General features: G+C 65.7%; 24 protein-coding genes. 23 read left to right on the top strand and 1 reads right to left on the bottom strand.

The window, feature by feature from the left end:
* Nucleotides 1-12 precede the first annotated feature (12 nt).
* The 7 genes from OG702_RS31965 to OG702_RS31935 all read left to right on the top strand — a co-directional run bounded on the left by OG702_RS31965 (nucleotide 13) and on the right by OG702_RS31935 (nucleotide 4,850).
* Nucleotides 13-1,197 carry a siphovirus ReqiPepy6 Gp37-like family protein gene (locus OG702_RS31965; protein ID WP_327292438.1) on the top strand — a complete coding sequence of 395 codons (1,185 nt, stop codon included), beginning with the start codon at nucleotides 13-15 and terminating at the stop codon, nucleotides 1,195-1,197.
* Complete coding sequence (locus tag OG702_RS31960; protein WP_327292437.1) at nucleotides 1,198-1,503, top strand: hypothetical protein; 306 nt, start codon at nucleotides 1,198-1,200, stop codon at nucleotides 1,501-1,503.
* The gene (locus OG702_RS31955; protein ID WP_327292436.1) at nucleotides 1,503-2,006 is read left to right on the top strand and encodes a DUF7298 domain-containing protein; all 504 of its coding nucleotides are present in this window, start codon (nucleotides 1,503-1,505) and stop codon (nucleotides 2,004-2,006) included. Before OG702_RS31960 ends, OG702_RS31955 begins: the two co-directional genes overlap by 1 nt.
* 58 nt (nucleotides 2,007-2,064) lie before the next feature.
* A complete protein-coding gene (locus OG702_RS31950) occupies nucleotides 2,065-3,327 on the top strand; it encodes a tail fiber domain-containing protein (RefSeq protein WP_327292435.1) in 1,263 nt (420 codons plus the stop codon).
* Nucleotides 3,324-3,686: a DUF2746 domain-containing protein gene (locus OG702_RS31945; protein WP_327292434.1), complete on the top strand. Its 363-nt coding sequence runs from the start codon at nucleotides 3,324-3,326 to the stop codon at nucleotides 3,684-3,686. The genes OG702_RS31950 and OG702_RS31945 overlap by 4 nt, the downstream gene beginning before the upstream one ends.
* 68 nt (nucleotides 3,687-3,754) lie before the next feature.
* A complete protein-coding gene (locus OG702_RS31940) occupies nucleotides 3,755-4,645 on the top strand; it encodes a GH25 family lysozyme (RefSeq protein WP_327292433.1) in 891 nt (296 codons plus the stop codon).
* 25 nt (nucleotides 4,646-4,670) lie between these two features.
* The gene (locus tag OG702_RS31935) at nucleotides 4,671-4,850 is read left to right on the top strand and encodes a DUF7439 family protein (protein WP_327292432.1); all 180 of its coding nucleotides are present in this window, start codon (nucleotides 4,671-4,673) and stop codon (nucleotides 4,848-4,850) included.
* A 51-nt stretch (nucleotides 4,851-4,901) separates the two neighbouring features.
* Here OG702_RS31935 and OG702_RS31930 read toward each other — a convergent pair whose 3' ends face one another.
* Nucleotides 4,902-5,303, bottom strand: coding sequence for a hypothetical protein (locus OG702_RS31930; protein ID WP_327292431.1), 402 nt, complete (start codon nucleotides 5,301-5,303; stop codon nucleotides 4,902-4,904).
* 158 nt (nucleotides 5,304-5,461) lie between these two features.
* Between OG702_RS31930 and OG702_RS31925 the strand changes: the two genes are divergently transcribed.
* From OG702_RS31925 to OG702_RS31850, 16 genes are all read left to right on the top strand, one after another.
* Nucleotides 5,462-5,917, top strand: coding sequence for a hypothetical protein (locus OG702_RS31925; RefSeq protein WP_327292430.1), 456 nt, complete (start codon nucleotides 5,462-5,464; stop codon nucleotides 5,915-5,917).
* 231 nt (nucleotides 5,918-6,148) lie between these two features.
* Complete coding sequence (locus tag OG702_RS31920) at nucleotides 6,149-6,442, top strand: hypothetical protein (protein ID WP_327292429.1); 294 nt, start codon at nucleotides 6,149-6,151, stop codon at nucleotides 6,440-6,442.
* Complete coding sequence (locus tag OG702_RS31915) at nucleotides 6,439-7,437, top strand: hypothetical protein (protein ID WP_327292428.1); 999 nt, start codon at nucleotides 6,439-6,441, stop codon at nucleotides 7,435-7,437. The genes OG702_RS31920 and OG702_RS31915 overlap by 4 nt, the downstream gene beginning before the upstream one ends.
* Nucleotides 7,438-7,510: 73 nt before the next feature.
* Complete coding sequence (locus OG702_RS31910) at nucleotides 7,511-8,008, top strand: hypothetical protein (RefSeq protein ID WP_327292427.1); 498 nt, start codon at nucleotides 7,511-7,513, stop codon at nucleotides 8,006-8,008.
* Complete coding sequence (locus OG702_RS31905) at nucleotides 8,005-8,205, top strand: hypothetical protein (protein WP_327292426.1); 201 nt, start codon at nucleotides 8,005-8,007, stop codon at nucleotides 8,203-8,205. Before OG702_RS31910 ends, OG702_RS31905 begins: the two co-directional genes overlap by 4 nt.
* A 52-nt stretch (nucleotides 8,206-8,257) precedes the next feature.
* The gene (locus tag OG702_RS31900; protein WP_327292425.1) at nucleotides 8,258-8,695 is read left to right on the top strand and encodes a hypothetical protein; all 438 of its coding nucleotides are present in this window, start codon (nucleotides 8,258-8,260) and stop codon (nucleotides 8,693-8,695) included.
* 512 nt (nucleotides 8,696-9,207) lie between these two features.
* Nucleotides 9,208-10,101 carry an AAA family ATPase gene (locus OG702_RS31895; RefSeq protein WP_327292424.1) on the top strand — a complete coding sequence of 298 codons (894 nt, stop codon included), beginning with the start codon at nucleotides 9,208-9,210 and terminating at the stop codon, nucleotides 10,099-10,101.
* Between the two features lie 4 nt (nucleotides 10,102-10,105).
* Nucleotides 10,106-10,471: a hypothetical protein gene (locus tag OG702_RS31890; RefSeq protein WP_327292423.1), complete on the top strand. Its 366-nt coding sequence runs from the start codon at nucleotides 10,106-10,108 to the stop codon at nucleotides 10,469-10,471.
* 20 nt (nucleotides 10,472-10,491) lie between these two features.
* A complete protein-coding gene (locus OG702_RS31885) occupies nucleotides 10,492-10,617 on the top strand; it encodes a DUF7215 family protein (protein ID WP_327292422.1) in 126 nt (41 codons plus the stop codon).
* 98 nt (nucleotides 10,618-10,715) lie between these two features.
* Complete coding sequence (locus OG702_RS31880; protein ID WP_327293445.1) at nucleotides 10,716-11,036, top strand: CHC2 zinc finger domain-containing protein; 321 nt, start codon at nucleotides 10,716-10,718, stop codon at nucleotides 11,034-11,036.
* 31 nt (nucleotides 11,037-11,067) lie between these two features.
* The gene (locus OG702_RS31875) at nucleotides 11,068-11,535 is read left to right on the top strand and encodes a toprim domain-containing protein (protein WP_327292421.1); all 468 of its coding nucleotides are present in this window, start codon (nucleotides 11,068-11,070) and stop codon (nucleotides 11,533-11,535) included.
* Nucleotides 11,532-11,888 carry a hypothetical protein gene (locus tag OG702_RS31870; protein ID WP_327292420.1) on the top strand — a complete coding sequence of 119 codons (357 nt, stop codon included), beginning with the start codon at nucleotides 11,532-11,534 and terminating at the stop codon, nucleotides 11,886-11,888. The genes OG702_RS31875 and OG702_RS31870 overlap by 4 nt, the downstream gene beginning before the upstream one ends.
* On the top strand, nucleotides 11,888-12,058 hold the full coding sequence (locus OG702_RS31865; RefSeq protein ID WP_327292419.1) for a hypothetical protein: 171 nt from the start codon (nucleotides 11,888-11,890) through the stop codon (nucleotides 12,056-12,058). Before OG702_RS31870 ends, OG702_RS31865 begins: the two co-directional genes overlap by 1 nt.
* Nucleotides 12,055-12,450 (top strand): hypothetical protein, encoded by a 396-nt coding sequence (locus OG702_RS31860; RefSeq protein ID WP_327292418.1) that lies wholly within the window; start codon nucleotides 12,055-12,057, stop codon nucleotides 12,448-12,450. Before OG702_RS31865 ends, OG702_RS31860 begins: the two co-directional genes overlap by 4 nt.
* Complete coding sequence (locus OG702_RS31855; RefSeq protein WP_327292417.1) at nucleotides 12,447-12,773, top strand: DUF7768 domain-containing protein; 327 nt, start codon at nucleotides 12,447-12,449, stop codon at nucleotides 12,771-12,773. Before OG702_RS31860 ends, OG702_RS31855 begins: the two co-directional genes overlap by 4 nt.
* The gene (locus tag OG702_RS31850) at nucleotides 12,770-12,988 is read left to right on the top strand and encodes a hypothetical protein (protein ID WP_327292416.1); all 219 of its coding nucleotides are present in this window, start codon (nucleotides 12,770-12,772) and stop codon (nucleotides 12,986-12,988) included. Before OG702_RS31855 ends, OG702_RS31850 begins: the two co-directional genes overlap by 4 nt.
* The last annotated feature ends 3 nt before the right edge of the window (nucleotides 12,989-12,991 follow it).

The raw sequence follows: 12,991 nt of genomic DNA, 5'->3' as shown, positions 1-12,991 counted from the left end.
ATCACCGTCGAAGTGCGCGACAAGTCGCTGACGCGTCTAGGCCTGATACGCCCCGAGGAGCTGTCATTGAAGGTGCAGCCCACCTTCAACAACGTCGGCACCTGGTCACTGAGCCTGGCCTACGACCACCCCCTTACGGAGGCGCTGCGCACGCCCGGTGGGGGCGTCATCATCACCGGCCCGACTGACGTCATCCTGAGCGGCCCGGTGGTCACACCAACTTTCGCCACCAGCGCTCAGGACCCGGCGGGCACGGTCACCTTCGATGGCGTCTCAGATGATGTCGTCCTGGCCGACATGCTGGCCTATCCGGACCCGACCAACCCTGACGGGGCACACCAGACGCTTGCGCATGACGTGCGATCCGGCCCAGCCGAAACCGTCATACACGCGTACGTCAACGCCAACGTCGGGCCGTCCGCCCCGGTCCAGCGCCGCAAAGCGAAGCTCACCATGGGTGCGAACCTCGGCCGCGGGCCGACCGTATCCAAGTCCGCCCGCTTCCCGGTGCTCGGCAACCTGCTCGCGGAGATCGCGGTCGTCGCCGATCTCGGCTTCCGTGTCATACAGCGTGATGACGTCCTCGTCTTCGAGACATACCTCGTGTCTGACAAGAGCCGCGAGATCCGCCTCGACACGAGGACCGGGACGCTCAGCGGCCAGAAGGTCGCCATCAGCCCGCCTGGCGTCACCCGCGCCATCGTGGCCGGTCAAGGAGACCTGACCGAGCGGCAGTTCCTTGAAGTGGACACCGCCGAGTCCCTCGCCGCCGAGGTGGCCTGGGGCCGGCGGATCGAGCAGTTCATCGACCAACGCCAAACCGATGACTGGAACGAGCTCCAGCAAGCCGGCGATGAAGCGATGGCCAACAGCGGCTTCACCTCCGTCGCCGTGCAGGCCATCCCCATGGAGGACTCCGTCATGGAGTTCGGCCACGACTGGTATCTCGGCGACAAGGTGACAGTCGTCGTCGAAGATCAGGAACTCGCCTCGACCGCGACGGGAATGTCGCTCCTCGCCGACTCGAACGGATTCAAGATCGGCGCTCTCCTCGGCGACGCCTCCGGGTTCGATCCACAAGTCGCCCTTTCCAAGCGAGTGCAGAACACGGAGACGCGCGTATCGCAACTGGAGCAGAACGTCAGCGCCGCCGACCCTCAGGACGACCAAATCATGCGAATCATGGGGGTGTACTAAATGGCTGCAACTCCAGCAAAGCTCTATCGCGGTACCGCAACCACCACCCTCACTACCGCATACACGGCCCCCTCTGCTACCACCGCGATCCTGACAAATCTGATCGTAAGCAACACAACCTCGTCGGCCGCCACGGTCTCGATCCAAGTCGATGGCTTCTACCTGATGAAGCAATCGCCGGTCCCGCCGAACGGGATGTTGGCGCTTGATCTTTCGCAGGTCATCCCGCCCAGTTCAACGATCAAGGTTCAGGCCAGCGTGGCAACCGCGGTCGATGTGCATGCAAGCGGCGTGGAGGTGACCTGATGGGCCTGATGATCTACCCGAGTCGCGAGCCCAGAGGGATCGTCGCCTCAATGGAGTGCGGCTCGGTCCCGTCAGGCGAGGTCTACATCGGAAACACCGAGACGATGCTTTTCACTCAGCAGTTCATCGCCGAGCCCGGCAGGAACTACCGAGTGACTTTCCAGATGGGCTCAGTCGATGCCAACGGCACGGGAACCAACGCCTCTGCCGGCGCGAAGAACTCCGCCCTCACGTCTTGCCGGTGGGCATCCGGCTCTTCGGTGACGACAAGCGGCACGCTCGTTGGCCAGATCCTCACGCCGCTCTTCAGTGACGATTCTGGCCTGTCGGGCGGCGTCGTCTGCGAGTCATACATCCGCAACCCACCGGCCGGATTGACCACGGTCGGAATCAGCCTCTACACGAACAAGACTGCGACGGCCAGCGGATCCGCTCGCTACCTAGCCTTCGGCTCCTCGGCGGCAAACATCTTCGCAGTGGAAGACGTCGGGCCAGCCTTCTGATCTCCGTCAACCCAACCCCCGCTGAGGGGTTTTCTAGTATCCCCTGGAGGCCCCCACCGTGGCACAGAGCTCATACCCCTTCGACAGTCAGGTTGTGACGGAAGGACAATTCAGTCGTTTCTTCCGAGAGCTCCAGGACTCCGGCGTCGCCGCCTCGCCCGACGCGCTGGACCTCACCGTCTCCGCTGACGGCTCGGGTATGACCGTCAAGGTTCAGCCGGGCTTCGCGGTAGTCCGCGGCTGCGCCTACTTCTCGACCGCCGTCGAGGTGCTGACCATCGCCGCGTCGGAGTCGGCGGCGCGTACGGACCGCGTTGTCCTGAGGCTCGACCCTGCAGAGAACAGCATCGTCCTCGCAGTCTTGAAGGGCGTGGCCGGCGGCTCGGCCCTGGATCCGACGCAGACGGACACGGACGTCTACGAGCTCCCCCTCGCGCGGGTCACCGTGCCTGCCGGCGCGACCAACGTCGGCGCATCGACGGTGACGGATGACCGGCGCTTCGTCGGCAGTCGCCTGGGTAGCTGGTCGACCGACACCCGCCCGGCCGCAGCGCGCGTTGGCCAGCTCGGCTACAACCGCACGACCTCCTCGTGGGAGTGGTGGGGCGGCTCGGCCTGGACAGACCTCGCACCCGTCGTGACGTGGGCAAACGTCGCAGGGAAGCCCAACGCGTTCCCGCCGGACACCCATACGCACGACTGGACGGCAATCCTCAACAAGCCGACCACCTTCCCCCCGTCGAGCCATACGCACGACTGGGGCCAGGTCACCGGCAAGCCCACCACGTTCCCGCCCGCGACACACGCCCACACCTGGTCGTCGATCACCGCGAAGCCGAGCACCTTCCCGCCGGCCGGACACAGCCACGGCAGCTACCTGACCTCCGGCGACACCATCTCGTGGGCCAACGGCTCACAGCGGCCGTACTCCAACACCGCCACGGACGGCACGTTCTACTCGGTATGGGTCGAAGGCTCGGGCTCCTTCTGCCGCAACACCTCGGCTCGGAAGTTCAAGGAGAACATCCGGGACTTCCCCATCGACCCCTCCGACGTACTGAAGATGCGTCCGGTCATCTACGACCGCAAGGGCAAGGCCGACGAGGAAACGGGCGACTGGATGGAGGGACGCAAGGACGAAGTCGGGCTCATCGCAGACGAGGTCGACGACCTCGGCCTGAAGTGGCTCGTTCAGTACATGGACGGCGAGGTCGACGGCCTGCGGTACGACCTGCTCGGCGTAGCCCTCCTGTCGGTCGTGCAGGCCCAGGAGGAGCGAATCAAGCGCCTGGAGGCGCTCGTCTTCGGGATGGGCCAGTGATCAATCCCGACGTCCAGGTCTCCATCATCACGGCCGGCGGCGTCGTCGGCACTGCGGCTCTCGGCCTTCTGGCGGAGATGCTGCGTCGCAATACGGCCGCCCTCGCAGAGGTGCGCGAGCACACGCAGGAAGCCCGGGATCAGGTGGCTAACACCCACACCACGAACCTGCGTGACGACCTCGACCGCGTCATCGACGGCCTGGACCGCGTCCTCGAAGGCCAGGCCCGCCACGACGAGGCGTTGAACCAACACGGCCGCGACATCGGCGGCCTGCGCGAGGAGGTAGCCCACGAGCGCCGCGAGCGCCTGGCCCTCGCCGAGCGCCTCGACGACCACGTCGTCAGCTCCCGTAGCTGAACCACCAGCACACCGCAGCCCCGGCTCATTCCGAGTCGGGGCTTTCGCATACCCAAAGGAGATTGCCCGTGACCGTCAACGGTCAGGATTGGTCCAGCCACCAGAGCGCAGAGCCCTCTACCGCCGGGCTGACCTTCGTCATCATCAAGACCACCGAGGGCACGAGCTACCTCAGCCCGCGCATGAAGGCCCAGGTGGCTCACGCCCGCAAGGGCGGGCTCCTGGTCGGCTTCTACCACTTCCTTCGGCCCGGCAGCATGACCGCCCAGGCCGCCTACTTCGTCAAGAACACCCCCATGGTCGACGGCGACACCCTGTGGGCGGACTGGGAGGACCCGGGCGTCTCCTGCGCCCAGAAGGACGCGTTCATCAAGGAGGTCAAGCGGCTGCGGCCGACCCACCGCGTGGGCCTGTACTGCAACCGCGACTTCTGGCTGAACCACGACTCGACCTCGTACGCGGGCGACGCGCTGTGGATCGCCCAGTACAACGGCTCCGCCGGCCACCCGACCATCCAGCACGCCTGGGTGATCGACCAGTGGACCTCGTCCCCCGTGGACACGGACGTCGCCGCCTTCGCGACCAAGGCGGCCATGGAGGCGTGGCAGCGAGGGCTCATCCCCAAGGCGAGCGCTCCGGCCAAGCCCGCACCGAAGCCCGGCCCTGCGAAGGTCGTCGACCTGAGCAACCTGATCGCGGCGGCCAAGGCCGACCCCAAGGGGAAGCAGGGCCACCAGACCCATGCGGCCGACGTGAAGTTCGTCGAGACCGCCCTGAAGGCCGAAGGCCTCCTCTCCGCGAAGTACGCGAGCGACGGCTCCTTCGGCACCACCACCGTTGCCGCCTACAAGGCCTGGCAGAAGAAGCTCCACTACACCGGCAGCGACGCGGACGGCATCCCCGGCTCCGCCTCCCTGACCGCCCTCGGCAAGCGGCACGGCTTCGCCGTCAAGGCCTAATCCACCCCCCAAGGAGGATCCACTCGTGAATCTGCTCAACCTGCTCCCCGCCAAGCTCCAGCCCTACGCGAAGGCCGTCGTCGCCGCGATCGGCGCCCTGGCCGGCGTCGCCGTCTTCTATTTCGGCGATCAGCCCGACGTGGCCGCCGCCATACAGGTGCTCACCGCGCTCGGCGTCTACGCCCAGCCCAACGGCGCCAAGTAAGCAGAGCAACGCCCCCGCTGGCTCACACTGGCGGGGGCGCTTTCTCCGTCTCTAGTTCCCTCTCGCGGCCTTCTTCTGCTCGATCTGCGCCATGGTGGTCACGGGCGGACGGCGACGACGACGGCCGGCGGGGGCCGGCTCCTCCTCCGAGGATGCCCCAGGCTCCGCGGCGGTCTTCTTGGCCGCCGCCTTCTTCGCCGCGGCCGTCTTCCTCGGTACGGCGCCATGTCCGCGCACCCTCACCGGAGGGGGACCGTCGTCCGACTCGCTCTCGCCCTCGGGGCCAGGGTCCTCCTCCCTGAGGAGTGCTTCGAAGGGCTCCGCATGGTTCGGGCATAGTTCCCTCGTGACCGTCCGGCCGTCGTCAGCCGTGATGCTGTAGCGCTTTGCCGGTACCTCCGGGTCCGGGTCGATGTCGCATACAGTCACTTCTACGGTTACCTCAATTTTCACTCCGGCTCCCAACCGTCACTGTGATACTTGCGCGATCCCGCAACGGCGCGGATCCGCCGCTAAGGGTTGCCTCATTTGCCAACCCTTCCTTGACTACGTAACACACTGTGTGTAACTGTGTCTGTTGTCAGACCTACAGTGTATGAGAGTGGAGGACCATGCCAGCGAGCAAGATCCAGGACAAGGCAGAGGTTCTGCGTTGGTTCGAGGAGGATCGACCTTATAGCTACATGATCGAGCAGTACGAGCAGAAGTACCACATCACGACAACCCAGACGATGTGGGCCAATTTTCGCACGCGGAACGGCATCCCGCGCCGCATCGCGCGTAACGACGAGCTGATCCCGTGGTTCGTACGGGAGGAGCACCGGTGGGCCTACCCGATCACCATGCTCCGCCAGGAGGCGCGGCGACGCGAAGGGCTGCCACTGACCGACGACTACGCCGGCCGGCTTCAGTCCTGGCTCGACATACTCAAAGAAGAGGACGTAGTCGTGCACTACGACGAAGAGACAGAGGAGGGCTGGTTCTATGTGCCGCGCGAGGAAACTGACACCGACATCATCCGCACGCCAGCCAAGCGGACTCGGGTCCGCGGCACAGTTGAGGAGTAGGCCGCGCCCCACTCCGAGAGCACCCTCCCGCCTGTAGACGGGGGGGTGTTCGCACGTCAGGGGACACATGAGGGTCATTCAAAATTAAAGTTACCCGGGGAAACTTTTGGGAAGTGGTTGACGTTTTGTGGAGGACTTGTGCAGACTGACGCTCTCAGTCACACTTACACACTGGAGGCGCAAAGTATGGACCTAGCCCAGGGGGGGGCCTCTGCATCTGAGAGGTCATCTGTGGTCGACTTCGAGGCGCCACAGGGGCTCATCCACGTACACGTAGACGTGGACGCAGAGGATTGCTACATCGACGCAGCACCGGGGTACAGCCCGAGCATCATGGGTCAGGTGCTTCGTCACGTAAGGTCGATCGGCCTGGAGCCCATCGACGACGGTTACGGGGAGCCCGAGTTGCTCCCGGATGGGAGCGTGCGCATCTACCTGACCGAGACCAGCGAGCGTCCGAGTGTCGCTGGCCTGGCGACCCTCGCAACGACGCCCATCCTGAGCCGCGTTGCGGTAACCGCGTGAGTCTGAACCTGCGGGAGATTCCCGCGAAGGCCGCCGTCCACCCGAACGATTCCGTCCCGCGTGACGGCCGGGGAAGCCCGCTCATCATTCCGCCGGACGGCGGCAAGCCGATGGTGCTGACGAGGACGACGACGTTCATCGACTGCATCGAAGACAAGAGCGCCCTGTCCACCTGGAAGCAGCGCATGACGCTTCTCGGCGCGGCAGAACAGCCTTCAATCCTCGGTGAGACCGAAGGTCTCAACCCGAGCAGCCCCGAAGGCAAGCGCAAGTTGAACGCCCTCGCGGAGAGAGCCGCCGACGTGGCCGGTGCGAGCAAGGCCAGCGCGCAGGGTACACACCTGCACACCCTCTCGGAGTACGTCGACCGGGGCGAGCCTCTGCCGCAGGGCACTACGCCGGAAGAGGTCGAGCTCATGGCCTCGTACATGATCGAGACCAGCGGCCTGCACATGATCTCCGCCGAACAGTTCGTCGTCGTGCCGGAGTTGGGTGTCGGAGGCACCTTCGACCGCACCGCCGAGTTGGACTTTCCCTGTCGCTCCGGCGATGCCTGCCCAGGTCGCCACATCGTGGACCTGAAGACCGGCGGGGAGACGGCCATCGACTACGGCAAGATCAAGATGCCGGCGCAGCTCGCCATCTACTCGCGGGGCCAGAAGTACGACCACACCGTCTTTCCGGCGCCCACCCGAATCAGGGGCGACAAGGAATCCGAGAAGGCGTGGGCGAAGTGGCGCAAGACTGAGGTGTCCGCCGAGGAGGCGGCGAAGGCGTACGAGCCCCTAGGGGACATCTGCCAGGACTGGGGCATCATCATTCACCTGCCGCAGGATGGCACCGAGTGCAACCTGTACTGGGCAGACCTTCGACAGGGCTGGGACGACGCGCTGTTCGCACTGGACATCCGAGCTCGCCGAGCAAGGAAGGGCGGACTGATCCGCCTCGTGAGCCAGGTCACACGAGAAGGTTCTTCTTCTTCGACGCCTGTGTGATACTGTAGCAACGTCAACAGGGAGAGCCCGGCAGGGCGAAGCCGCAGGACACGAGAGAGGAGCACACCACCGAGTGAGCGAAACCACGAGGGATCGCGGACTGAGCGTCACCATCAAGTACGGCAAGGGCTACGAGGAGACCTGGGCCGTCTTCCAGGGGTCCCCGGCCGACGTCCGCGAGGACATCATCGCCTACTTCGGCTTCGAGCGTGATAGTGTGGCGGGACTGACGCTGAACAGCCTCGTCGTCAACGCCACGCAGGCTGCGCACGGCAACGGCCTCATCGCCGCGCAGCTCGGCGGCGTCGTTGTCAGCGAAGAGCCCAGCGCGTCGACCGCGAAGCAGGAGGGCGACCCCTGGGCGCAGGCCGCAGGCGCCAAGCCCGCCGGCATCACCCCGACCGCACCGCAGCAGCCTGCGGCGGACCCGAATGCCTGGATCCTGGCCGAGATCGCGAAGCAGACCAACGTCGCCGACCTGAAGAAGCTGTGGGCGGAGAACCAGGCAATGTTCGCCGACGCCACCGTCATGGCCGCTTGGAAGGCCAAGGGCAAGGCGCTGTCGGCGTGAGCAAGGTCCGAGTCGTCTCGACCGTGACGCTCGCCCTGGAGGTTGACGTTCCTCCGGGCTACGTCGTGAACGAGCGCGAGCTCGCAAGCGCGATCTCCTCCAAGGCGCGGATGGACGCCCGCGAGCACTACTCCGACTTCGAGGGGGCTCGGCTTCTCGACGTGAAGGCCGCGACCCTGGCCGTCTTCACCCCATAGGCGCACGGCGCCAACACCATTCACCGATCACCGAACAAAGGAGACTTACACCGTGGCAATCGCACTGAAGACGATCCCCGTGCAGGGCGGCGGCTGGTTCAAGCCGAAGGAGAACCGGGACGCGGTCGCGGTCCTGATCGAGGTCAACCAGTTCGACTTGCAGAGGCCGACCCCCAACGGCCCGAAGGACTCGGCCCTCTGTGACGTGACCGTCTTCAAGTCCGCCGAGACGCTCGCGGCCGGCACGCCCGAGGTGGCGAAGGGGCAGCGCATCGAACAGACCGTGCTCGCCCGCGACCTGAAGGACATGGTCGGTGCGGCGGTTATCGTCACCCTCGATCAGATCCCCCCGTCCAAGCCCGGCCAGCAGCCGGCGTGGGTCTGGCGTACCGTCCATGACGCCGCGATCGTGCAGCAGGTCGTCGACTACGCCAACAAGCGCGACGAGGCCGCGGAGGCGGCGATTGCCGACGCGCCCGACTTCGACTAGTCGCGCCCGCCGCCACGAAAGACGTCCGCCCAGGCCCTGATCATGTCCGCGCGCTGCTCCGGGGTCGTGCCTCGGAAGGACGCAAGTACGACCACGGCTGCTATCGCGACAACGGCCGCCAGCACCCATGGCGCTGACGCAAGAAAATGTCCAATCGGGGTCCACACGGCCCGTCCTTCGTCCCACTCGGCCGCCCACGTAACGGGGCTCCCGAGGCAGGACGACCCGCAACGACAGGCGGAAGCCTGTTGTCGCACGGTGCCCGGAGCCGTGCGCCGTCTACTGACGGTTCGTTGCAGTCGCGGTTAGGTGGTGCGGGAATTGTCCGGGCTAACTTGGGACCCATAGGCCCAAGATGGACACGTCTACGCACGCCGTCTGGTTCAGAAGTTATCTGGACCTCGGGGGGGCGCTCAGGCTGGAAATGTAGCACGACACTCGCCGTGCGTGACGACGAAGGGAGGCGCATGACGGGGCACCTCGCCCCGCGAGAGAGGAGGTGGTGAGAGCAGATGCTCACCCCCGGAAGGTCCCTCGCGCTGCACGCCGAGGCGGGCAAGGAACTGCCTCGCGTGGAGGCGTTCGAGGCCCTGTACGCGATCGGCTGCCGCCCCCGGCATGGCCAGGTCATCATGGTCTGCGGTCGCAGTGGCACCCAGAAGTCCGGCTTCGCCCTCTTCTGGACGGCGATGATGAATCTGCCAACGCTCTACTTCTCCGCCGACATGAGCGCCTTCACAGCCTCGTCGCGGCTGGCCAGCATGGCGACCGGCGACACGACGGAGATGGTTGAGGCCGGCATGGCGGCGGGAGGTCGTCACCGTCAGGGCTACCTCGATGCACTGGCGGACTCGAAGATCACGTTCAGCTTCGGCAGTCCGATTTCCTGGCGGTCGGTCGACGAGGAGCTCGAAGCGTACGTCGAGCTGTGGGACGCGTACCCGCAGATCGTCTGTTTCGACAACCTCATGGACTTCGAGGGCGCCGAGAGCGACTACACCGAACAGATGGCGGTCATGTCGAACGCCACCGAGCTTGCTCGGGAGACGGGCAGCACGGTCATCCTGATGCACCACGCGAGCGACAAGGCGTGGGAGGCGAAGACGGATCCCTGGTCGCCGCCGAGCCGAGACCAGGTCAAGGGTGGCCTATCGGAGAAGCCTGAGTTGTCGCTGAGCGTCGCTCTCGACCCGACGAGCCTGGAGTACCGGGTCGCCGTCATCAAGCAGCGCATGGGGCCGTGTGACCCCACGGCAAGGCGGTATGCGTCGATGCGCTGCCACCCGGAGATCACTCGCTTCTCGGCTCTGCCTCGGCAGGTGGTCACCTCACAGCCCAACACCCCGGCCCCGGCCGGCTCAGGATGGACGCCCTCGACGGTCGTCCTTAACTCGAAGGGAGCGTAATAGTGTGACAAGTCAGGGGGCGCGGAACAAGCGCAAGGGTGCGCAGTGGGAGACCGACCTTCGCGAGGGACTGCGAGCCGAGGGTCTCGACGTTGAGTCGCTCCGGCTGCACGGCACCGAAGACGAAGGCGACATGGTCATCCGCGAGGACGACGGCCACTGGCTCGTGATCGAGGCGAAGAACGCGCGATTCGAGCCGGGGGTCTTCCTCGGTCAAGCGCAGATCGAGCGCGAGCACTTCGCCAAGCACCGCGGCCTCGACCTGGACCGGGTCGAGTCGATCGTCGTCGTAAAGCGCCGGGGGAAGCCCTGGCGGAAGGCGTTCGTGCTGACGACCGTCGAGGAGTACCTCGGGCTGGACCCTCAGTGATCGGCTCTATGGGCACCGGCATGACCCAAGACGAGCGCAACGAGCAATGGGATGAGCTGGAGGCCTTCTTCGCCTTCATCGAAGACCCCGACGCCGACCTCGGGCAGATTCTCGCCGTGGAGGAGCTCTACGGGGTGACCCATTGAGGTTCGGTCGAGTCAACGACCGCGGCTGGCGCCCCGACGAGCGAGTAAAGCCGACGCTCGAAGCGGTCCTCGCTCACTACGAAGTCCAGTTCAACCCGATGCGGAACACGTCGATGGTGTCGTGCCCGCTTCACGACGACCGAACGCCGTCTATGTCGATCAACCTCGGCGAGGGCCTGTTCAAGTGCCAGAGCTGCGGCGTCGGCGGAGATTCCTACACGCTCATCATGCAGAAGGAGGCTTGCGATTTCCGAGGAGCATGCGCCCTTGCGGCCTCTCTCAATCTCGCAGAGGGAACTACTGGAGGAGGCGACGAGCGCCTATCAGGCAGCCGTTACGGCGGAGGTCGCCGGGTACCTGCTGGCAAGGGGAGTCGGGCGGGAGGAGGCGGCTACACACCGACTTGGCGTCGTAAGTGATCCCTTCCCGGGGCACGAGCGCTACCGGGGAATGCTCGCCATCCCCTATCTGGGCCGCAACGGCAAGCCGCTAACGATCCGCTTCCGCTGCCTCCAGGAGCACAACCACCGGGACTTCTTCCACGGCAAGTACAACACGGTCAAGGACGACATTCCCAGGATGTACGGGGTCGACTCGATCCACGAGGCGGGCGACGAGATTCACCTGACCGAGGGCGAGCTCGACCGGATCATCCTGCGGAAGCTTGGTCTTTATGCGGTCGCCATCCCCGGCGTGAACATGTGGTTCGGCCGCCATCGGCGGATGCTCGCGGGGTTCAACCGGGTGTGGCTGTGGTCCGACCCGGACGACGCGGGCGCCGAGCTGACGTCGGCAGTGATGCGCGGGCTGCGGTCCGCCAAGCCCGTACGGCGGCTTCCGGCCGACGTCAACGACACGTATATGACGTACGGCGCAGAGGCAATCTACGCCGCCTTTCGAGAGGAGAAAGCAGCGTGACGACAAACGCCGAAGCGCCGAGGAAGCCGGGGCGTAAGCCCGACCCACTGACCGGCATCCTGGGCGAGGTCAAGGCGAAGGCGAAGGAGGCTCCGACTGAGGGCCTTCCGCTACGTGGTGGCAAGAACCCCGAGGCTGGCCGGCAGCACTACGAGGCCCAGGAGCAGCGCTGGTCGACGATCAACATTCAGCGCTCCGACGAGCAGGCGCTTGGCATGGACGGCCTGTTGATCGAGGACGTCTTCGCGGCGTTCGGAGACGCCGAGGCTTCGGGGTCGCGCGCCGCACTGGTCCTGCTTGCGGCACAGGCCGTCGTCGCGATCGACGCCATCGACCGAGGGCTGGGCGTCTGATGGCTGCCGAGATGATGATCCCCGTTCGTATCCAGGTGGGCGACGGCGGGCTGACCGAGGTGGGCCGCGTCGCCCTCGACCCAGAGTTCGCCGCCATAGAGGGGCACGTCCCCCGGCGGGTCGCTGAGTTCCTGCGCGGAGTCGCCGACGTCATGGACGGTGGCGAGTGATCCTCGACTTCGAGCACTTCGAGTCCCCCGACTGGGATTTTTGCATGCCAGAAGACGAGATTCGCTTCCCGGGTCGCCAGCCGAAGCACCATCAGCCTCACTGGCTGATCGTCGAGGATGACTCCGAGGACGGCTTCACCGTCGAGCACACCGACGACTGCATCGACCAGTACGGCGAGGTCGGCTGCGATGTCAGGCACGAAGAGGATTACTCGGGCCTCGACATGTTCTTCCGTCGCGCCGACGTGGGTCCGAACGAGTGGGACCGCACGGACGGCCTCCTCGTCGGCCGCTACCTGATCGAGTCCTACTGCACCAGATACGACAGCTACTGGTACGGCGAGGAGTACGACGCCGGCCTCTGCCTGATCCACCCCGAAGAGGCGATGTGAGACTCGTAGTCTTGGAGAGCCCGTACGCGGGCGACGTCGAGAAGAACCTGACCTACGCCCGAGCCGCCATGGCCGACTGCCTTCGACGCGGCGAGGCGCCCTTTGCGAGCCACCTGCTCTATACGCAGGAGGGCATCCTCGACGACGACAAGCCGGAGGAGCGGGAGATGGGCATCCGGGCCGGCCTCCTGTGGGGCGACAAGGTAAGGGCGACCATCGTCGTGTACGTCGACCTGGGCATCTCCAAGGGGATGGCCGCTGCGATCGAGCGGGCGAGCACCGCTGGCCGCCGTATCGAGATCAGGCACCTGGAGAAGTGGTGACCGAGCGCCTCGACGGGCTGCCGGGCGACCCGGGTCCGACGCTCCGCGACATCTACGCGGCCTTGACCGAGGCCGAGCAGACAGCCTTCGCGGCGCACCTACTCGGCGAGACCTCGGCCGACTGGCTGGCCTCGACCCTCAGGCGGTTCGGACACGACGTCTCCGCCTCGACCATCCGTACGTACCGCCGGACCTATCGTCAACAAGGAGTGTGATAC

The sequence above is a fragment of the Streptomyces sp. NBC_01198 genome (genome assembly GCF_036010485.1).
Lineage (GTDB): Bacteria > Actinomycetota > Actinomycetes > Streptomycetales > Streptomycetaceae > Actinacidiphila.
Note: the sequence above shows the minus strand (reverse complement) of the source record. Positions and strands in the feature narration are given on the sequence as shown.